Raw genomic sequence first — 19,388 nt, 5'->3', positions numbered from 1 at the left:
GGTACTAGTTATTAAGAAAATACGGTCTACGATAGCCAAAAATACCTTGTTGTAATAATTTTTGCGCATCATAACGGCTTTTACTTCCAAGCCCTTTTAATACAATATTAAAACCAATACTGGTATCAAAAGTAGCTTGTTCTTGGCCTATCGCTTGATTCAAATCAGTTTCGATTTGGCGACGGCCTGTAATTTGAAACGCCCAACAGCACGATTCATACTGAAGACCGGTGAAAACTTCAATACTACGACCACTTTCTAAATCGCGGTGGTAGCTACCAACAAATTGCCAATCTTTTGTTAGTGGAATACTCGTAAATAAACCAACTTGTTCGATTGTATTGCCTGAGACATCATTTGCATAGCGATGGTTCAATTGTACAAGCTGTTTATCATCACCTTTATAATCTAATGTGACATTAGATTGGATGATTTCTTTACCGTCGGTGTCATATTGAATACCACCAGACAAATACCAGCGACGGTGCCAATGTAACATGGTTTGCGCTGCAAACAAGGCATTGTAATTGGTATCTGTGCCTAATCCTTGAGATGTTGGTTTTGCTTCGTCGCTTAAATAGAATATTTGACCCGCACTAAAATTAAAGACTTCTTCATTATCGCTACTAAATAAACGAGTTGTTGCACCGAGTGTAAATTGGTTCGCTGTTGCAATGCGATCGATACCTGAAAAGCGGCGATCTCGAAACAAACCAAAAAAGTCGTCTTGTAATTTAGTGGTATCGTACAGGCCAATATTTGATTGGTCTTTATTGGGTGTATACAAATATTGAATCTGTGGCTCTAAAGTTTGTATACCGTCTTTAAAGAAAAAAGCGGTTTCACGTTCAAAGTTTAGTTGGCTGTATAAGCGGACTTTTGGCAGGGTACGCGTGACTTTTTCATCAAAATTAGTACCGCTCAAATCACCATGCTGATTATATTCTGTATGCAGTAAACTGACCTCAGATAAAAACGACCATGCATATTCTTGATAACCTAAGCTTGCTTTGGGCTCAATGTGAAGACGGCTTGCTTCATCAATCACAGCATTATCATTGGTGAAATAGCTTAATTCGCCATCAAGGGTCAAATCGACACCATAAAAATCGTAGGCATCAGTTTGCGAGAAACTGATTTGTGGTAAGGCGGCGTATGAATCTTTATGATCTCCCAATACCTCAAAGCTTTGTAATTTGATATTGGTGCGCCATGTTTCTCCTAAATGCGTCAAAGAACCTGTGCGGTAAAGCTGAGTATCTGTGCGCGTTGCATAGCTTGAATTTAAATCTGTTAGGTAATTATCATCACTGACGTTAGTTACATCGATTGCACCACGCCAATTTTCGCCAAAGTAGCTTTGTTGTTGCCAGTGGAATAAATAACGTGAGTCAACATTCGGCTCTTCGTCATCTTTATCTAAGTATTCGACGGCAACTAAGCCATTGTTATGTTCAGTCAGATAGCGGAACTCACCAATCATCTGTAAACCACGTTTAGACATATAACGTGGGGTAATCGTCGCATCGTAATTTGGCGCTATATTCCAGTAATAAGGGGTGATGGTTTCAATACCGTAACGGCCTGAGCTTGAGAAGTTTGGTGTGAGTAAACCTGACTTACGGCGATCATCTAACGGGAACGTAAAATACGGTAAGTATAAAACGGGCGTATCAAACACACGCAGAACTGTATTATGGGTTTCGCCCCAGCCATCATCACTTGATAGATCAATTTTATCAGCTTCGATTGTCCACACGGGTGTTTCACCAGGGCAGGTAGTAAAGCTTGCGTTCATCAGGTTTAGGCCAGACTGGTTAACCGTTAGTTTTTCTGCACCACCATGACCAAGTTGGTCGGTGAGCTTATAGTCTGCACCCAGTAAGCTTAACTCTGAATTATTTAAATCAGCATTGAGCCCCGAGCTGTTAATTTGGCTTACCTTATCGCGATAGACGATAGGCCCAGTTGCATTAAGTAGACCACGTTGTTTGTCAATCAGTGCACTTTGTGCGGACAAATTCATCGTTAGGGTGTTAATATCTACGTTGCCGGTAAATTCTGCGCTTTGGGTGCCCAATAGTTCAATATCATCAGATTTGATATCGATCATATTAAGTTCAAGGCCTGGGAGCGGTTGCCAAGCTCTGGTTTGCATTGAAGTGCCACAAAAATTGTGTGTCAGTTCAGTTTCGGCGAACGATGGTGCGCTAAGTACGCTTAGCATCATTATGCCCCAGGTTTTGCTCATTTAATGACCTTAATGCTCTTTGGTTGGATATAAGCTAGACATAATAAAGGAAAACAATGGCAAATACAGTAATTGACTTAGTGAAAAATAGATATCTTACTAAATGAATCGTTATAAAAGTTTACAGCAGTTTTTAAATCCTCACTTTAAAGAGGATGAATATCAGTTAGCCGCCATTACTGGTGATGCAAGTTTTCGCCGCTATTTTCGTGTAAATACGGGCGATCATAGCTATATCGTCATGGATTCAGACCCAAATAAATTAGATAACACACCTTATATTGAACTTAATAAAGTGTTTTCTAAGCATGGCTTTAAATTACCAAAAATTCTTCAAGCAGACGAGAAGCAAGGGTTTTTCTTATTAAGTGACTTAGGTAATACACACTTAGCTGATTTACTGGGCGATAATGATCGCACCTCACACTATAAACACTTAATAAAATTAAGTGCGCAATGGGCTCAAATCCCGCCAGCCCAGCATATGAAAGTATTTGATAGTGAATTTTTACAGTTTGAACTAAGCATATTTAAAGAATGGTTAGTCGATGCATTTATTGGTTACACGATGCAGGATGAGCAGCAAAGCATGTGGCAGCGAGTATGTGAGTTACTAATAAATAATGCCCTTGAACAACCTAAAGTAACAGTGCACCGTGATTTTCACAGCCGTAATATTATGCGTACCGGCCAGCAGTGGGCGATTATTGATTATCAAGACGCAGTGCAAGGACCTGTTTGCTATGATCTCGTATCTTTATTAAGAGATTGCTATTTTCAATTACCAGAAAAAGAACTCGACTATTTATTACACTATGCTTATGACGAGTTTATCGCGCAGCAACTTATCAATGACGTACCATTTTCAGCATTTAAACGCTGGTTTGATTTAACCGGTGTGCAACGTCACTTAAAAGCCGCAGGTATATTTTGCCGCTTAAAATTACGCGATGGTAAGTCAGGTTATTTGAATAATGTACTGCCCACCCTTAAATACATTAGCAGCGTAAGTAAAGAATACCCTGAGCTTGAAACATTAAGTGAATGGATGGAAACAATCATTATTCCTTTAACTGAAAAGCGATTAGCGGTAGAGATAAAATGAAAGCAATGATTTTAGCTGCAGGGCGTGGCAAGCGGATGATGCCACTGACCGAGCACCTACCAAAGCCAATGCTCAAGGTTGCTAATAGGCCATTACTTGAGCACCATATTAATAATTTACGCCAAGCAGGTATTGTAGATATTGTCATTAATCTTGCGTGGCAAGGCGATAAAATAAAAAGTCACTTTGGTGATGGAACTGCTTTTGGTGTGAATATTCAGTACAGCCAAGAGCCCGAAGGCGGGCTTGAAACCGCTGGGGGAATTATCCACGCGCTTCCTTTGCTTGGGGAGCAGTTTGTGGTGATAAATGGTGATGTATTTTCTGATTATGATGTTAGCTCATTAACTCAGCTACATTTGCACTCTGGTGAGGCGCATATCGTACTGGTTGAAAACCCAAGCCATAACCCTGCAGGAGACTTTGCGTTGAGCCACATGAGCCCTGAGAGTCAGAAGTATACATTTTCTGGAATTAGCCGATATCATAGTGACTTTTTTAAAGACCTTGCTGCTGGGGTGCTTGCGTTAGGTCCTATTTTACGTGAAAGATTAGCTGAACATCGCGTGTCAACTGAGCTGTATATTGGTCAATGGAATGATATTGGCACGCCAGCTAGGCTCGATGAGTTAAATCAGCGCTTAGCTGTTCAAGATTTTTAAAGAGGATGCATTGACGATGTGGGGAAAAGTACTGGGTTTTTGTTTTGGCTTTATGTTTGGAAAATTCATAGGTGCTTTACTCGGTTTATACCTTGGTCATATGTTTGATCGCAGCTTAAAACAAGACTTTGATAAAGCGGGGGGCTTTTCAGGTTTGTTTAAAGGCGATGATATTAACGAACGCCAAGCATTGTTCTTCTCGAGTTGTTTTGCTGTGATGGGGCACATTGCTAAATCAAACGGTCGAGTAAGTGAAACTCACATTCGTGCCGCTAGTTTGTTTATGGATGAGATGAACTTGTCAGGTGATGAGCGTCGCGAAGCACAAGATGCGTTTCGAAGTGGTAAAGAAAGTGACTTTTCACTAAAAGAAACGGTTCATGATTTTAAAGAGCGTTTCGCCCGCCGCCATGACTTATTACAACTATTTTTAGAAATACAAATTCAAATGGCGTTTTCCGATGGTCACCTTGCAGAGCAAGAAAAGCATTTATTGCAAGAAGTCAGCAAACAATTAGGAATATCTCGTACTCAGTTTTCATTTTTACTTAAACGTTATCAAGCCGAGTTTGCATTTCGTCAGCAACAACAACGCTTTTATGAGCAGCAAAATCAACAACGCAGCACGCACAATGAGCAACAAGGCCATCGAGTGCCACCGAATAATGGCATGAACCGTGCCCAAGCCTTAGCATTGCTTGGATTAAGCAATGATGCAACTTCGCGTGATATCAAAGTTGCGTACCGAAAGCTCATGGCGCAGCATCACCCAGATAAACTTGTGTCACAGGGTCTACCAAAACATATGATGGAAGTTGCAGTAAAGAAAAGTCAGGATATTCAAGCTGCGTACGAATATTTAAAAAAGGCGGCGTAGAAAGCCGTCTACCTCTTTGAGCAGCCGCTCGTGTTGCTCAGGCTCAGTGGGTAAGCCAAACAATTCTCTTTGACGATAATCGTACTTTGCATGGCGTTTTACCCAGCGCTTTCGCTCATGAGCACTGTGTATTATGTCTTGATTCCCTTCACTGTAAAATATATCCAGTAGCGGTGGACTGATTGTCGATAGTGTTGCGTTAAGGTTTTGATTGCGCTCACTATTAGGTAAATAACCACTTAGGCTGATGAATGCGTTCACACTGGTATTTGGGAAACTGGCGTAATGTTCAATTAATAGCCCCGCGCTGGCACCCTGTGCAAGGACGATAATAGCCCCCTGTTCATCTAAGGCATTATTATAGAGCGCATTAAAGCGAGTAATTAGTTTGAGCTTATAGTCATTGAGTACAGCATCACTAATTGTCGGAGTTGCAGAGACAAAGTGAGGGGGTTGCTCTTTTGGCTCTGTTGATTCTGTCGTAGTGTCACTTTGCGTATCGCTTGATTGTGTATCAGTGTCAGCAGGATGCCAATCTATATCAGGCATCGCCATGGCAAGAGTTGCATAACCTAAGTCATTAAGCTGTTTACGTAGAAAGTTTAGGCCTGTATTACTGGTAGGCGGATGCTGCCAATCTGGAATAACTAAAACCACACCTCGTTGAGTGGCAGCCATCGATTGACGATAAAGACTGATAAACTCATCATCACCAGCAAGCAAGGTACGTACCTCACCATCAGGAATAAAGCGTTGAATATCGTTACTAACGATACTTGACCAAGGTGTTGGTTTAATGAAGTCGAGTGCACTTACATTGCTTATAAACGCAAAACTGGTGGCGTAAAGTAATGTATTTAATACTCTTAAAGTCATGCCGATACCCTAACTGAAGTCTAATTAGACTATCGGCACCTCATGCTAAATATTTAGCAATATTATTGTTAAAACTCAGGCGTGGCTTCAAAAACCATTTCTTTACCATTGACTGGGTGAGCCAAACTGAGCATTTCTGCATGCAGTTGCAGTCTTGGCGCCATCGCTAATGCTGCTGGGTGGGCGTACAGTCTATCCCCTAAAATTGGATGACCTAAAGACAGCATGTGAACACGTAATTGATGTGAGCGACCAGTAATAGGGGTGAGCTCTACGCGAGTTGCATTGTCTTCATGCTCAAGCACTTTAAAGTGGGTTAGTGAAGGTTTGCCATTGTCATGGTCAACCATTTGCTTTGGACGGTTAGGCCAGTCACAAATAAGTGGTAAATCCACTGAGCCAGTTTGTTGTTCGAGTTTACCAAACACGCGTGCAATATAGCGTTTAGCGGTTTTTCTATCTTGAAATTGCATGCTTAAATTACGATGCGCTTCTTTGTGCATTGCTAAGCAAATAATTCCCGAGGTTGCCATATCTAAGCGGTGTACAATTTTTGCTGTTGGAAATACGCGATTAACCCGAGCAATTAGGCAGTCGGCGTGTTTTGGATCTTTCCCTGGTACAGTGAGTAAGCCGCTTGGTTTATTCACAATAAGCAAGTCATCGTCTTGATAAACAATACTTAAATAAGGTGTCATTGGGGGATTATAATTGAGTAACACAGCCAGCCTCGATGATTTTCTAGAGCGCTATTTTAAAGGAGCTGAGAGAGTTACACAAATGTTGATGGTAGCGCTTCGGAAGGTAACTCCACGTTCATAAAAAAACGCGATGTGAAAGCACACCGCGTCTATGATTGTCAGCCTAAAGCTTAGTGCGAAACCACAATCAAACGAATTGCATCCAATTTAACTTGGGCTTTTTCGATATAAGTCGTCAGTTCACTGCGCTGTTTATCAAAAAAGTTAAGCTCTTCATCACGAATATTCGGATTGATTTGCTTAAGAGCGGCTAAGCGCGATTGTTCCTCAGCAAGTGCTGTTTGCATTTTCTCTAACGACTCAGCACGTAGTGCCTCAAGTTTTGTTTGTGCCATGCCTTGTGCGCTGGTGATCATTGGGTGAATAGCACTTTGTAAAGCACTGGCTAACTTACTTGCTGTTTGACGGCCCACGGCTGATAGTTGCTGGTTAAACGCGTCAAAGGCAACATTGTCAGCTAGGTTATTACTGCCTTTGTCTAGCAAAATACGAATAGGTGTAGGTGGTAAAAAACGCCCCACTTGTAGTGCTTTAGGTGCCATAGCTTCAGCAATGAAAATAAGCTCAACAAAGAAGGTACCGGCTGGTAGCTTTTTGTTTTTCAGTAACGCCACAGACGCAGTACCAAAGTCATCATCACAAATCATATCTAAGCTGCCTTGCACCATAGGGTGATCCCAACTGATGAAATGCGCGTCTTCTTGCGAAAGCGACGTGCTGCGATCAAACGTCACTGTAATGCCATCATCTTTCAAACATGGGAAAGATGGGTTTAGCATGTGCTCTGTTGGTTTTAAGATAATGGTGTTTTCACCTTTGTCTTCTTGGCTGACGCCGAAGGTGTCGAACACATTAATCATGTAGCTTGGCAACGTGAATTGATCGTCCAGTTCTTCAATGTCAGCAACTAGGCTCTCAGCACGCCCTTGACCACTTGAATGCAGCTCTAATAAGCGGTCACGACCACTTTCCATTTGTTTTCGCAACTGAGCATTTTGCTTAGCAACTTGCTCTAGAAGTGGCTCAAGCTCTTCTTCGTCACAATTATGAGAGCCAACAAACTCAAGTAATTCTTCACCAAACTCTTTATACAGCATTTGGCCTGTTGTTGAGGTTGTTTCAAACGCATCAAGGCCTTCGTTGTACCAACGTAATAAGACTTCTTGTGCGGTATTCTCGAAATACGGCACATGAATGTTTACGTCTTGGGTTTGACCAATACGGTCAAGACGACCGATACGTTGCTCTAACAAATCAGGGTTAAGAGGTAAATCAAATAATACTAAGTGGTGCGAAAACTGGAAGTTACGTCCCTCTGAACCAATTTCAGAACACAGCAGAATTTGCGCGCTGTCGTACTCATCGGCAAAAAATGCTGCCGCACGGTCACGCTCAACGATTGACATTCCTTCATGGAAAACAGACGCTTTGATTGCTTCACGCTCACGCAAAATTTGTTCAAGGCTAATAGCAGTTTCAGCTTTAGCACAGATAAGTAAGACTTTTTCGTGCTTAAGTGTTTTTAATGTCTCGATTAGCCAATCAACACGAGGGTCAAATGCCCCCCAGCTGGCATTTTCGCCTTCAAACTCTTGGAAAATCTTTTCAGGAAACAGTGCACGCAAAGCGGTTAGTTCTGCGTTTTGAATACCTCCCATATTGCCCAAAACTGAGATGGCTGTTTTATATTGCTTTGGCATTGCCATAGGGTAAGCATGAAGTTTACGGCTAGGGTAGCCATCGATGCCACTACGGCTATTTCTAAATAAAATACGTCCCGTGCCGTGACGGTCTAATAGCATTGATAAAATTTCGTTACGGGCAGCTTCATCACCTTGCTCTGCACTTGCAAGTAATTCGCTGATGTCTGTTTCTTTTAAGAGTGCTTTTAACGCGTTACGTGATGCATCAACCAAGCCCTTTTCAGCAAGGAGTTGGTTGGCTGCTTCGGCAACATCTTTGTAGTTACTTTCTTCTTCAACAAACGCATCGTAGTCGTAGAAACGATCAGGATCGAGTAATTGCAAACGTGCAAAGTGACTGCGGTGACCAAGTTGATCGGGTGTCGCTGTTAGTAAAATAAGCCCCGGAATGTCTTGGCTCAACTCTGCCATACGTTGGTATTCAGTGCTTGGTTTACCATTATTAATACTTAGGTGATGAGCTTCATCAACGACCAGTAAGTCCCAGTCAGCCAGTGTAGCTTGCTCAAACCAGCGCTTTTTCTTGCTTAAAAACTCAAGGCTAGTAAGTACTAACTGTTCGGTTTCAAATACGTTTGGCGAGTCTGCAAATGCTTCGTCACAGCGTTCTTCATCAAAAATAGAAAAGCGTAGGTTAAAACGACGTAGCATTTCAACAAGCCATTGATGCTGTAAGTTTTCAGGCACGACAATTAACACTCTGCTTGCGCGACCTGTAATGATTTGCTGATGTAAAATCATGCCCGCTTCAATGGTTTTACCAAGGCCAACTTCATCTGAAAGTAATACACGGGGTGCGAAGCGCTTACCCACCTCTTGAGCAATATACAGCTGGTGAGGAATAAGATTGGCACGTTGACCAATTAAGCCCTTAAGTGGCGATTGTTGGCGCTCAAACTGGTGTTGCCAAGTTTGGTAGCGAAGGGTGTAACGATCAAAGCGGTCTACTTGACCGGCAAATAAACGGTCTTGTGGTTTATTAAATTTGATAAAGTGATCTAAAAAGGTTTCTTTTAATTGTGCTTTCTCACCGTTATCAGTGCGAATACCGTGGTAGCACAATAAATCACCTTGTTCTTCAACAGACTCAACTTCAAGTTCCCATTCTTCAACGCTGCGAATAGTATCACCTGGATTGAATGCGACACGAGTAACAGGCGCTTCAGTTAAAGAGTAAACACGGTTTTCTCCACTGGCAGGAAATAAAATGCTGACCTGACGGCCTTCAAGGGCAACAACGGTGCCTAATCCTAAATCTGACTCTGTATCACTGATCCAACGTTGACCTAAGGAAAAATTCATATATGTCTCATCTATGAAGAAAAAAGGCGGCTATGTTACCTGTATCGTCTTGGTACTTCAAGGCAGTAAACTCGCCTTATACAATTAAATTTAGTCAATCATTTAAAGTCATTTTTTGGGATAGAATTTGTATGTATTTTAATCACTTAAATAATTGTAATTTTAGCTGTCATAAAAAGGACTTTTGCTACAAATAGACTAAACTGAGTATATACCTAACAAATAAATAACAGGTTCAATTCCCGTTTGTTTAGTTACTTGGGTATAGCATAAAAATCATAAAACGTAAGGAAAGTGCTATGGAAAAAGCTTCGAACCTTGATAGTAAAATGTATGTGCTCGATACCAATGTATTACTCCACGAACCCCTCGCTTATTTATCTTTCCAAGAACATGATGTTGTTATCCCCATGACAGTATTAGAAGAGCTCGACCACATTAAAGATAGAAAACATGATGTCAGCCGTGATGCTCGTGTTGCTATTCGTGGTTTAGATGAAGTGTTAAAAGATGCGTCCCCAGAGCAAATGTTACAGGGGGTGGCGTTACCCAGTAATAAAAAAGCGAAAGTTCAGTCCCGAGGTCGACTTATTATTGTTAACGACCACTTATTTGCGGACAGTATTTCTGGTTTACCAGGTAACGAAAATGATCACCGTATTATCAATTGTGCGGTGCATCTACAAAAACAGCACAGTGACAGCAAGGTGGTGCTTGTTACGAAAGACATCAATATGCGACTCAAAGCCAAAGGGGCAGGGCTTAAATTTGTTGAAGATTACAGAACAGATCAGCTAATTGATGACATTGCCTTACTGACCAGTGGCTATAAAAAGATAGAAGGCGATTTTTGGCAACAGGTAGGAGAGTGCGAAACTGAGCAACAAGGGCGGGACACTTATCACCATGTAGCAAAAAATACCATCAGTGACGTATTTTGTAATGAATACATTCTTGATAGTAGCGATCACTTTGCTGCGCGAGTAAAAAGTTATGATGATAAACAAATCACGTTAAAAGATATCAGTGTTGAGCGCTTGATGAGCCACACGGCATGGGGAGTAAAACCAAAAAATGTTTATCAAGGTATGGCGCTCGATGCCTTACTTGACCCAAGTATTGAGTTGGTTATTTTAACTGGCCCTGCAGGCTGTGGTAAAACACTACTTGCGCTTGCCAGCGCCCTTGAAATGATTATTGAAAAAGGCATTTATGATAAAGTTATAGTCACCCGTAACACACCTGAAATTGCGGAATCTATCGGCTTCTTACCTGGAACTGAAGAAGAGAAGATGGCACCTTGGCTGGCTGCTATCACAGACACGCTAGAAGTGTTACATAAAGGTGATGAAAATCCGATTTCGAGTCGTAATTACATTATGGAAAAGGCCAATGTGCAATTTAAATCGGTGAACTTTATGCGTGGTCGTAGTATTCAAAATGCCGTGGTGATTTTACAACCCCGAATTGGGGATATTTTAAAGTTTTTACCCCCTTGTTTTTATTGGCCTGTAGAAAAAGTAAAAAGAATTTCCAAAAAAATTGATTACCTTAGCTACTCTGAGCAGTCTCTCAACAATAAACCTTTACTCAAAATTTGTAATTTACAAGAAAAGTACAACACAAAGCCTAGCAACGATTCAATCTTTTGGGAGGCTGCGTAATGAAAAGCTCTATTGATAATCGAAATCCTCGTGTACTAGACACATCTGCATTAGTACATGATCCAAAATCTATTTTTAGCTACAAAGATGATATTTACATCTGTCTAACTGTCCTTGAAGAGCTTGATAACCTGAAAGAAAGAACTAATAAATCGGTAAGTGCCGATGCCCGTATGTGCATTAGAATGCTTGAAGACATTATAAATGGACATACAGCCGAGGAAATGGAAATAGGTATTCCTTTACCATCTACCGAAACAGCCCAGAGAGGAAAGCTTTTCATTGGAATTGACACTCAATTGGATCTGGCTAAGGAGTTAAAGCACGGGATAGGAAGTGATGCTGATAACAGAATAATTAATTATGCTTTATATCTTCAAAAAGAACTCAATAAAGACGTAATAATTGTTAGCCGTGACATTAATATGCGCTTGAAAGCTCGAACCGTAGGGGTCATGGCAGAAGACGTTGCCGTAGATAATCAAATATCAGATATTGATCTTTTATACACAGGGGTACAAGCCTTTAAAGGAGATCTTTTTGATCGAATTAAATCAGACAAAGACTTCAAGGTTTCAGGAGAAGTTTATACTTTCCCAATAAGTCTATTTAATGATGAAGTTCAGCCAAACATGTATTGGTACGATGAAGCTGGACACATTGGGCGAATTTCAGAAGTAACAGATACTGAGGTATTCACAAAGCTATTGCCTCGTAAACAAGAAAAAGTATGGGGCATTTTGCCTAAAAATCAGCGTCAGTCGGTAGCTTTAAGCCAATTAACAGACCCTTACTATGATTTAAATATCATCCTTGGTCCTGCTGGCTCCGGAAAAACTTTTTTGGCAGTTGCTTCGGCGCTGCATCAAGTATTGGAGTTGAAAAAGTACAAAAAAATCGTTGTGGTGCGCTCCAGAGACTTTATGGACGACGATCCGGGATTCTTACCGGGGGATTTAACTGAAAAATCAATGCCTCTTCTGGCAGGTATTACTGACGCATTAATTTCGATGCACTCGGATGATAATCATGAAGGAAATGTCTACGCTACAGTCGAGCATGTGATTGAAAAAGCCAATATAGAATTTACTAGCATGGCTTATTTTCGTGGCCGTTCAATAGACGATGCTGTTTTAATCATTGATGAAGCTCAAAACATGACTAGAGCGCAAATCAAGGGCATGTTAAGCCGTGGTGGGAAAAATTGTCGGACAATCGTATTGGGCAACCTAGCCCAGATTGACGATAAGTTTGTAACACCTGCTTCTTCTGGTGCAAGTGCGGCTGTTAATGTGTTTCGTCATTATGAAAAAGGATCAGTGCTGATTTTTGATGAAGTAGAGCGTAGTAGCTTGGCTGAATTCACTGAAAAGAATATGTAGGCATCAAACTACCATTCACATTTCCTTATAATATTGCGACAATGGCCACTGCTTTTTGCAGTGGCTTTTCAGAGAAGCCCGTTCCCACGAAAACAGGACGAAATGGATTTACTCTGAACTAAAAGATTAAATATTCACATAAAAACTGAGTGACATAGGTGCGTGGCCTAGCGTTGCCGTTTTTTGGTGTATTGATGTCTTTTAAAAAAGAAGACCTGCTAGTAAATATAAAAAGGCAGGCAAAACGATTATCTAAATTATTAACTATTCCCCTTGGACAAGCCCAAGAAGGGGCAGCTATTTGTCTATATGGCTGTGACAGTTACAGCGATTTACTAGTAAAAATAAAAGCTGAATCCTTTGACAACCCAATGATAGCACTGTCTGCACTCTCACCAAACTCGGAAATATTTTTAGTAAAAATATTAGCTAGCCACCTAGATAGCATTATTGGAAATTTTGAAAAAAAATTTCCCGGCTCCAATATAAATGAAGAGATGGTCGTATCCTTGTTTGGGCTTAGCTTTTCAGAGTTCAAACTCAAAATATCTACCTAAAGTTGTACAAATACGTAAGTTGTCATTTTGTTTTTTGGCGATATTATAATAAGAAGGCTGAACGGACAGCCTACGCCTACACATGTTTTTCGCCTTGAAAAACGTGAACAGTGAAGCGGAGCATCCGTAAAAATTTGGTTATTTGAACAATAAATAAAGCAATGTGTTGGTAGGCCATTGTTTATTAGAAAGTTGTTTGGAGAACTAAATGATCTCACTTTATCAATTAAAGAATAAACTCAATAAACAAGCAAAAGAGTTTGCTGAGTTATTAGAGTTTCCTGATCTTTACGCCCAAGGCCTGTGGGCTAGAGGTGTTTATAACTGCCCTCATTTTTCTGATACCCATAATAGCCTCACTGAAGCATTTGAACAGAAAAAACTGGATTCAATTCTAAAGCACGATTCCCTGAAATACTTAATGATCAATGAATACGATGATCAAGAAATTATTGAATCGCTTCATAAAGAAATTGAGTCAATGGCAAACCGTATTGAAAGCCTGATGCTGGTAGATATCGAAACATTAGAGTTAGTTTCAGTGATATACCAAGTATTAGGGTTGCCAGAAGATGCCAAGTTTATTGTAAACACTGGTGCTGACTTTAGGCTGGAGTGGCGACCATATTTCGATGCTTTTGATGATCCGTTGATAGTTCAATATGCAGATTTAAAAGTTCATGGTTGTTATTTCAGGCTCATAGCTTCAAAGTTTCCGGTTGAAAAGCTTTCCTTGAATGACATTAAAAAATACATGTACATCAATCATGTAAACCATGATAGTGAGTTCGAAGGCTGTATTTCTGAAGGAAATACATTTTCTAAGCATGAGCACTGGCTGGTGTTGACACTTGAATTATTCCGTAGCGGCAAAGTAAATAAGGCTCAGTTCAATCCAACAACCTTCAAAATCGAAGGTATGCGCTATTTGGTATATGGCTTCCCACTGATTCCTTCCTTTGTATCTGATTGGCACAAACCTGATTTATGTCTACAGGTTAAAAATCTAGATGGTGATCAAAAGTTCATTGTTCGTATCGATCAGCAAGCTCTTGTTTTCCATGCACGACGTGTCGATACCAATTTTTTTAACACCATCGATTATGAAAAATATATTTCGTTGTATCAGTCTAGCGTTCTGTCACATTTTGATGCTGACAACAATTTACTAAAAGTTAATGGAGTTAAGTACCTTAGTTTTTTCCGCCCGTTTTGCCTAGAAGATAAGAAGGAAGCACAAGCATGAGACCAAGAGTAAAACTAACTAACGCAACACTTATCTCAATTAAATCTGACTTAGAAGATAAGGTTGAACAGGTGCTTTACGCTACTTTTGCTGAGGATAGTAAGAACGGTAAAAAAGGTGAGGCTTTGTTTTCCACGAAAGTCATGGAAGTAAACGGTCTTGAATATAGAACTTTTGGTGCTGACTTTTATATCTTAGATGCAGAACCCCAAAAGTTTGATGTAGATGTATTTGAGTTCAATTTAATGCATGAGTGTATGTACTCTCCAAATGAGCTATTAGAGTTGCGAGAAATGCTCCCTGCTGGCTATTAGTAGGGAGTAACAAATGGACAAAACATATTTAAAGGATGCTTACATACTCTCGGTCTATGACTATAAAGACTTTGAAAAATCATTTCTTGGGGAGTTTTTGTCAGGGGTTGTTATTGACGATGAAACATTCAGATTTCGGCCATTTCAGCAAATCGTGACTTCAAAGATTGTTAGCAAATCTGCTGATGAGGATAAGTTAGAAATATACACACATAGTGGGAGTTGTTATGTGATTGATGCTGACCATAAGTTAATTGATATTTCGTTTGTTGAGCTGGTTGTTATGAGAGCAGGAGCTTATTCGGCAGATCGAGTTTTAGAAATGAGAGAGCAACTTAAGTCTCAAAATAAAAGCCATTGAATAGCGAAGATAAGAAGTCTGATGAGATTATTATTTGTACACTAATTCATATTATTTGTCACTTACCTCTTTGAAAAAATTGACGTTAGTCAAATATTCATAAATGTTTACATGACATCAATTTACTTATTCGAAAATTTGTATTAGCATAGACCATGTATATTTTTATGAGAATTTTATGTCTAAAGCATTTTCAAAAGTCTTAGTAATAACGCTTATGCTGGTTGCCTTTGTAGGGCAAGCATTTGCGTATTCTGCTATGCCTTGCGAAATGTCATCAGGTTCTCACGAATCACACATGAACATGAACATGGATCATGGTGATATGAATAAAAGCAGTAATGGTCAATCAGAAGATTGTTGTGACGTTGAATGTATTTGTCCTGCAAATGCTTGCTCATCTACGACAGTCCTAAATTCCAGTGTTGACTCGACAGATATTCAAATATTGCGTGAATCTGTAGCTGCTCTGCAATCTAAACAACCTCATTCAATTTCCACTTCCCTTTATCGTCCACCAATTTTTGCCTAATACAGGATTAGTGCGTCTAAATTTCGCGCACATGTAATTAATTTTTCTGTTAGTCAATATAGCGTCGTAGCGCTATAGATATTTTCCAGCGATGTCTGGGGGCAAAAATGATCAATAAGTATTTAAAAATAGCAGTAGTAATGCTGCTTTCACCTGCGTTTGCAAACGCCAACGAACATAACCATGCACACAATAACGACGTAACACCTTTGGAGTTAATCGTTTATAAAACCCCTACTTGTGGGTGTTGTAAAAAATGGATAACTCATATTGAAGACAAAGGGATCGTTGCGCATTCCAAAGATTTCCGAAACATCGGCAACATCAAAACTAAGTATGGTATCAAACCTAATTACCGTTCATGCCACACGGCAGTGAGTAGAAATGGATTTGCCTTTGAAGGTCATATACCAGCTAAATTTATTCAGCAGTTCTTATCAGAAGAACATCCCAATGCGATTGGGCTTTCAGTTCCAGCAATGCCAGTTGGCTCTCCCGGTATGGAAGTCGATGACCGCTTTATGCCATACAACGTGTTAATTCTATTTAAAGATGGAACGAGCAAAGTCTATGCAAAAGTTAAGACATACGAGGAGCAATTCTAATGAAATTGAACTCTTCAAACCTTACTTCACTTTCAACTGCATTAATACTCGGCTTATCTGTATTCTCAGCTCAAGCTGAGAAAGTAGTGTCGCTTGAACAAGCTATCACCTTAGCTCAGCAAAATGATCCTTGGCTTCATGGTAGCCGATTGAAACAAAGTGCAGTTGAAAATAGAAGTATTGCTTCAGGTACTTTGCCTGATCCGAAAGTATCGCTAGGGATAATGAATTTACCAACAGATACTTGGGATTTAGATCAGGAAGGAATGACTCAGCTAAAGGTTGGCGTCTCTCAAATGTTTCCGAGAGGCGACAGTCTAGAGATCAAGAAAGACCAGTTACAAATTGAGTCCACGAAATTTCCACTGTTACGAGAGGATCGTAAAGCTAAGTTGAAAAGCCAAGTGTCACAACTTTGGTTAGATGCTTACTTAGCCCAACAAACTATTAAATTGATTGAAGATGATTGGGCGCTCTTTGAGCAGATGGCGGAAGTTACTAAAGCTAGCTACTCAAATGTTGTTGGTAAAACCAGACAACAAGATGTTATTCGTGCTCAATTGGAAATCGTGCAGTTAGATGACCGATTAACTTCGCAAAAGCAGAAACTAGAAACAACAATCGCTCGCCTTAATGAGTGGCTTCATATCTACGATGCTGCTGGCTTGAATGAATCATTTAACTTTGATACGCAACCATTAGAGTTTAGGGTTTCTAAAAAGTTGCCTGCAATTCATTTGAACAATTCAACAGTCCTAAAAGCATCTAATTACTCAAGAAATCTATTGGCTCAGGAGCTTTCGAATCACCCAGCCATACTTGCAATTGATATAAAACGCAAAGCTTCAGAAAAAGCAGTTGAGTTAGCTAAACAGCAATATGAACCGCAATGGGGTGTTAATGCTAGTTATGCCTATCGGGACAATATGCCCTCTGGTGATAGCCGAGCTGATTTATTTTCTGTTGGAGTAACGTTTGATTTACCCTTGTTCACCGAGAACAGACAAGATAAGCAAGTTGCAGCTTCTATTGCAGATTCAGAGACTATTAAAACCGAGAAACTATTACTGACAAAGCAAATGATCAGTATGGTGGAAAAGGAGCTTAGACAGCTTAAGCGTTTATCTGATAGGCAATCTATCTATCAAGAACAACTCCTTAAACAAACTCATGACCAAGCAGAAGCGTCATTGACAGCTTACACAAATGATGATGGCGATTTTGCCGAAGTTGTTCGAGCAAGAATCGCAGAATTAAATGCCAGAATATCAGCCTTAAGAATTGATGTTGACGCACTTAAAACAGTTGCTCGTATCAACTATTTCTTTGCACGTTCTCAATCTAACTCAAATGCTGAACATAAGTCGATGCAAACTTCACACAAAACTAATCAGCACTTATCCAATCAGCAATTTGGAGAAAAATAATGTCAACGAATACTAAAACAATTATTGCCATCATCATTGGTGCTGCGCTAGGCGCAGGAGTATTGAGCTTATATCAAGGTGCAGGGTCAAACAGTAATACAGATGAAACAACATCAGCAGAGAAAAAGCCTCTGTATTGGGTTGCACCGATGGATTCTAATTACCGCCGGGACAAGCCCGGTAAGTCGCCTATGGGGATGGATTTAATTCCTGTGTATGAGGAAGAATCATCTGGTGATGATTTTGGTCCCGGAGCAGTAAAAATTGCGCCTCATGTAGTGAATAACCTAGGGGTTCGCACTGCACCTGTTGAGCTGAAAAATATGCATACTGAAATATCAACGGTTGGTTACGTTCAATATGATGAAGATAAGCTAATTCATATCCACCCACGTGTTGATGGTTGGATTGAAAAACTCTATGTCAAAGCGGCAGGTAACCCTGTAGAGAAAGGGCAGCCTCTTTATACACTGTATTCTCCTCAGTTAGTTAACGCGCAAGAAGAACTTTTAATAGCTTTAAAGCGCGACAATAGTTCCTTAATTTCGGCGGCGAAAGATCGCCTTAAAGCGTTACAGCTTTCAGCAGATTTCATTCAAAAGCTAGAAAAGACTAGAAAAGTTCAGCAAACCATCACCTTTTATTCACCACAAGCAGGTGTTGTTGACGGTTTGAAGATTAGAGAAGGCTTTTATGTCAAGCCGGGAAACACCTTATTAAGCATTGGTCAACTAGATCAAGTTTGGGTTGAAGCAGAAGTGTTTGAACGTGACGCAGCCTTAATTAAAGAAGGACTGCCTGTATCAATGACACTGGATTATTTACCCGGAGAGGACTGGGCTGGTGTCGTTGATTATGTTTATCCAACATTGAATAGTAAAACACGCACACTCAGAGTGAGACTGAAGTTTGACAACCCAGACTATCAATTAAAACCAAACATGTTTGCACAAGTCTCTATTCACGCTAATCAAGCTGATAGCACGATACTCGTACCTAAAGAAGCCGTCATTCGCACAGGTAAACAAGACAGAGTTGTACTTGCCTTGGGGGATGGGCAATTTAAGTCTATCGAAGTGACAATTGGCCGGGTTGATATCGATAGTATCGAAATCTTAGAGGGTCTTAATGAAGATGATGTTGTGGTGACATCTGCTCAATTCTTGATTGATTCTGAATCAAGTAAAAACTCTGATTTTAAACGAATGACTCATGACGAAGTGCCTAGCTCTGTTTGGATGGAAGGCGAAATCAACAGCGTCATGGCGGGACATCGTATGGTTAATATTACTCATGGTCCTGCTGAGGCTTGGGATTGGCCTGAAATGACAATGGACTTCGATGTAGGTGAAAAGGTAGATATTGATTCACTGAAGTCTGGTCAATCTTTGCACTTTGAAGTGAGCAAAACCGAAGAGGGTGGATATGAAGTTACTGGAATTCATATCATGAGTGAGCCTGCTGATATGAGTGAAGAAGTATCATCAGCAACAGTATCAGGTTTAATTAATGCGATTGATATTGATACACGGATTCTAAATATTAGCCGAGGCCCAATAGAGAAGTGGGATAGACCTGCTGCGACGATGGATTTTATCGTCGCGGACAATATAGAAATAGTTGATTTCAATGTTGGTGATAATGTCACTTTCACTTTTGAGGTTAGGGATGACTTAGTTATCACTGAAATCTCTCTTGAATCAGATGAACAACACGGCAAGGAAAATAAAGCTGCTGTTGATCATTCTAATCATTAAGTGGGA

17 protein-coding genes are annotated in these 19,388 nt (G+C 40.2%); 13 read left to right on the top strand and 4 right to left on the bottom strand.

Features of this window, described 5'->3' with window-relative positions; genetic code table 11:
* Window positions 1-4: 4 nt before the first annotated feature.
* The gene (lptD, locus tag NYF15_RS06265) at window positions 5-2,251 is read right to left on the bottom strand and encodes an LPS assembly protein LptD (RefSeq protein WP_237120158.1); all 2,247 of its coding nucleotides are present in this window, start codon (window positions 2,249-2,251) and stop codon (window positions 5-7) included.
* 103 nt (window positions 2,252-2,354) lie between these two features.
* Here lptD and NYF15_RS06260 point away from each other — a divergent pair, with 103 nt between their 5' ends.
* Genes NYF15_RS06260 through djlA form a run of 3 tightly spaced genes read left to right on the top strand, consistent with a single transcriptional unit; the run spans window position 2,355 to window position 4,895 of the window.
* On the top strand, window positions 2,355-3,356 hold the full coding sequence (locus NYF15_RS06260; protein ID WP_371353088.1) for an aminoglycoside phosphotransferase family protein: 1,002 nt from the start codon (window positions 2,355-2,357) through the stop codon (window positions 3,354-3,356).
* Complete coding sequence (gene murU / locus NYF15_RS06255) at window positions 3,353-4,018, top strand: N-acetylmuramate alpha-1-phosphate uridylyltransferase MurU (RefSeq protein ID WP_371353087.1); 666 nt, start codon at window positions 3,353-3,355, stop codon at window positions 4,016-4,018. Before NYF15_RS06260 ends, murU begins: the two co-directional genes overlap by 4 nt.
* Window positions 4,019-4,034: 16 nt before the next feature.
* Complete coding sequence (gene djlA, locus NYF15_RS06250; RefSeq protein ID WP_371353111.1) at window positions 4,035-4,895, top strand: co-chaperone DjlA; 861 nt, start codon at window positions 4,035-4,037, stop codon at window positions 4,893-4,895.
* On the opposite strand, the gene NYF15_RS06245 is transcribed toward djlA, so the two are convergent.
* The 3 genes from NYF15_RS06245 to rapA form a co-directional block, all read right to left on the bottom strand.
* Window positions 4,878-5,771, bottom strand: a complete 894-nt coding sequence (locus tag NYF15_RS06245; RefSeq protein WP_371353086.1) for a DUF3530 family protein — start codon at window positions 5,769-5,771, stop codon at window positions 4,878-4,880. The two genes, djlA and NYF15_RS06245, sit on opposite strands and share 18 nt — an antisense overlap.
* A 68-nt stretch (window positions 5,772-5,839) precedes the next feature.
* On the bottom strand, window positions 5,840-6,493 hold the full coding sequence (gene rluA / locus NYF15_RS06240; protein WP_371353085.1) for a bifunctional tRNA pseudouridine(32) synthase/23S rRNA pseudouridine(746) synthase RluA: 654 nt from the start codon (window positions 6,491-6,493) through the stop codon (window positions 5,840-5,842).
* A 149-nt stretch (window positions 6,494-6,642) separates the two neighbouring features.
* Window positions 6,643-9,537: an RNA polymerase-associated protein RapA gene (rapA, locus tag NYF15_RS06235; protein WP_237120153.1), complete on the bottom strand. Its 2,895-nt coding sequence runs from the start codon at window positions 9,535-9,537 to the stop codon at window positions 6,643-6,645.
* 299 nt (window positions 9,538-9,836) lie between these two features.
* On the opposite strand from rapA, the gene NYF15_RS06230 reads away from it, so the two are divergent.
* The 10 genes from NYF15_RS06230 (at window position 9,837) to NYF15_RS06185 (ending at window position 19,382) form a co-directional block, all read left to right on the top strand.
* Complete coding sequence (locus NYF15_RS06230; RefSeq protein ID WP_341803862.1) at window positions 9,837-11,201, top strand: PIN domain-containing protein; 1,365 nt, start codon at window positions 9,837-9,839, stop codon at window positions 11,199-11,201.
* Entirely contained in the window at window positions 11,201-12,583 is a 1,383-nt protein-coding gene (locus tag NYF15_RS06225; protein ID WP_062566157.1) for a PhoH family protein, read from the top strand. Before NYF15_RS06230 ends, NYF15_RS06225 begins: the two co-directional genes overlap by 1 nt.
* Window positions 12,584-12,777: 194 nt before the next feature.
* Window positions 12,778-13,140 (top strand): hypothetical protein, encoded by a 363-nt coding sequence (locus NYF15_RS06220; RefSeq protein ID WP_062566156.1) that lies wholly within the window; start codon window positions 12,778-12,780, stop codon window positions 13,138-13,140.
* Window positions 13,141-13,348: 208 nt separating this feature from the next.
* Window positions 13,349-14,386, top strand: a complete 1,038-nt coding sequence (locus NYF15_RS06215; protein WP_045979611.1) for a hypothetical protein — start codon at window positions 13,349-13,351, stop codon at window positions 14,384-14,386.
* Window positions 14,383-14,700, top strand: coding sequence for a hypothetical protein (locus NYF15_RS06210; protein WP_045979610.1), 318 nt, complete (start codon window positions 14,383-14,385; stop codon window positions 14,698-14,700). The genes NYF15_RS06215 and NYF15_RS06210 overlap by 4 nt, the downstream gene beginning before the upstream one ends.
* A gap of 13 nt (window positions 14,701-14,713) precedes the next feature.
* Window positions 14,714-15,061 carry a hypothetical protein gene (locus NYF15_RS06205; protein ID WP_235366508.1) on the top strand — a complete coding sequence of 116 codons (348 nt, stop codon included), beginning with the start codon at window positions 14,714-14,716 and terminating at the stop codon, window positions 15,059-15,061.
* A 178-nt stretch (window positions 15,062-15,239) separates the two neighbouring features.
* A complete protein-coding gene (locus tag NYF15_RS06200; protein ID WP_235366509.1) occupies window positions 15,240-15,593 on the top strand; it encodes a hypothetical protein in 354 nt (117 codons plus the stop codon).
* 107 nt (window positions 15,594-15,700) lie between these two features.
* The gene (locus NYF15_RS06195; protein ID WP_004589252.1) at window positions 15,701-16,198 is read left to right on the top strand and encodes a DUF411 domain-containing protein; all 498 of its coding nucleotides are present in this window, start codon (window positions 15,701-15,703) and stop codon (window positions 16,196-16,198) included.
* The gene (locus tag NYF15_RS06190; protein WP_235366510.1) at window positions 16,198-17,625 is read left to right on the top strand and encodes a TolC family protein; all 1,428 of its coding nucleotides are present in this window, start codon (window positions 16,198-16,200) and stop codon (window positions 17,623-17,625) included. The genes NYF15_RS06195 and NYF15_RS06190 overlap by 1 nt, the downstream gene beginning before the upstream one ends.
* Window positions 17,625-19,382: an efflux RND transporter periplasmic adaptor subunit gene (locus tag NYF15_RS06185; protein WP_055022008.1), complete on the top strand. Its 1,758-nt coding sequence runs from the start codon at window positions 17,625-17,627 to the stop codon at window positions 19,380-19,382. The genes NYF15_RS06190 and NYF15_RS06185 overlap by 1 nt, the downstream gene beginning before the upstream one ends.
* Window positions 19,383-19,388 lie beyond the last annotated feature (6 nt).

The organism is Pseudoalteromonas sp. 68 DY56-GL68, from assembly GCF_041414825.1.
Classification (GTDB): domain Bacteria; phylum Pseudomonadota; class Gammaproteobacteria; order Enterobacterales; family Alteromonadaceae; genus Pseudoalteromonas.
Note: the sequence above shows the minus strand (reverse complement) of the source record. Positions and strands in the feature narration are given on the sequence as shown.

Excerpts from the sequence above, each read along its gene's own strand:
- NYF15_RS06205 (WP_235366508.1), top strand. The coding sequence starts at position 14,714 with ATGGACAAAACATATTTAAAGGATGCTTACATACTCTCGGTCTATGAC.
- NYF15_RS06220 (WP_062566156.1), top strand. The coding sequence starts at position 12,778 with ATGTCTTTTAAAAAAGAAGACCTGCTAGTAAATATAAAAAGGCAGGCA.
- lptD (WP_237120158.1), bottom strand. The coding sequence starts at position 2,251 with ATGAGCAAAACCTGGGGCATAATGATGCTAAGCGTACTTAGCGCACCA.
- NYF15_RS06200 (WP_235366509.1), top strand. The coding sequence starts at position 15,240 with ATGTCTAAAGCATTTTCAAAAGTCTTAGTAATAACGCTTATGCTGGTT.
- rapA (WP_237120153.1), bottom strand. The coding sequence starts at position 9,537 with ATGAATTTTTCCTTAGGTCAACGTTGGATCAGTGATACAGAGTCAGAT.
- djlA (WP_371353111.1), top strand. The coding sequence starts at position 4,035 with ATGTGGGGAAAAGTACTGGGTTTTTGTTTTGGCTTTATGTTTGGAAAA.
- NYF15_RS06190 (WP_235366510.1), top strand. The coding sequence starts at position 16,198 with ATGAAATTGAACTCTTCAAACCTTACTTCACTTTCAACTGCATTAATA.
- NYF15_RS06215 (WP_045979611.1), top strand. The coding sequence starts at position 13,349 with ATGATCTCACTTTATCAATTAAAGAATAAACTCAATAAACAAGCAAAA.
- NYF15_RS06195 (WP_004589252.1), top strand. The coding sequence starts at position 15,701 with ATGATCAATAAGTATTTAAAAATAGCAGTAGTAATGCTGCTTTCACCT.
- NYF15_RS06185 (WP_055022008.1), top strand. The coding sequence starts at position 17,625 with ATGTCAACGAATACTAAAACAATTATTGCCATCATCATTGGTGCTGCG.
- NYF15_RS06225 (WP_062566157.1), top strand. The coding sequence starts at position 11,201 with ATGAAAAGCTCTATTGATAATCGAAATCCTCGTGTACTAGACACATCT.
- NYF15_RS06260 (WP_371353088.1), top strand. The coding sequence starts at position 2,355 with ATGAATCGTTATAAAAGTTTACAGCAGTTTTTAAATCCTCACTTTAAA.
- NYF15_RS06210 (WP_045979610.1), top strand. The coding sequence starts at position 14,383 with ATGAGACCAAGAGTAAAACTAACTAACGCAACACTTATCTCAATTAAA.
- NYF15_RS06245 (WP_371353086.1), bottom strand. The coding sequence starts at position 5,771 with ATGACTTTAAGAGTATTAAATACATTACTTTACGCCACCAGTTTTGCG.
- NYF15_RS06230 (WP_341803862.1), top strand. The coding sequence starts at position 9,837 with ATGGAAAAAGCTTCGAACCTTGATAGTAAAATGTATGTGCTCGATACC.
- murU (WP_371353087.1), top strand. The coding sequence starts at position 3,353 with ATGAAAGCAATGATTTTAGCTGCAGGGCGTGGCAAGCGGATGATGCCA.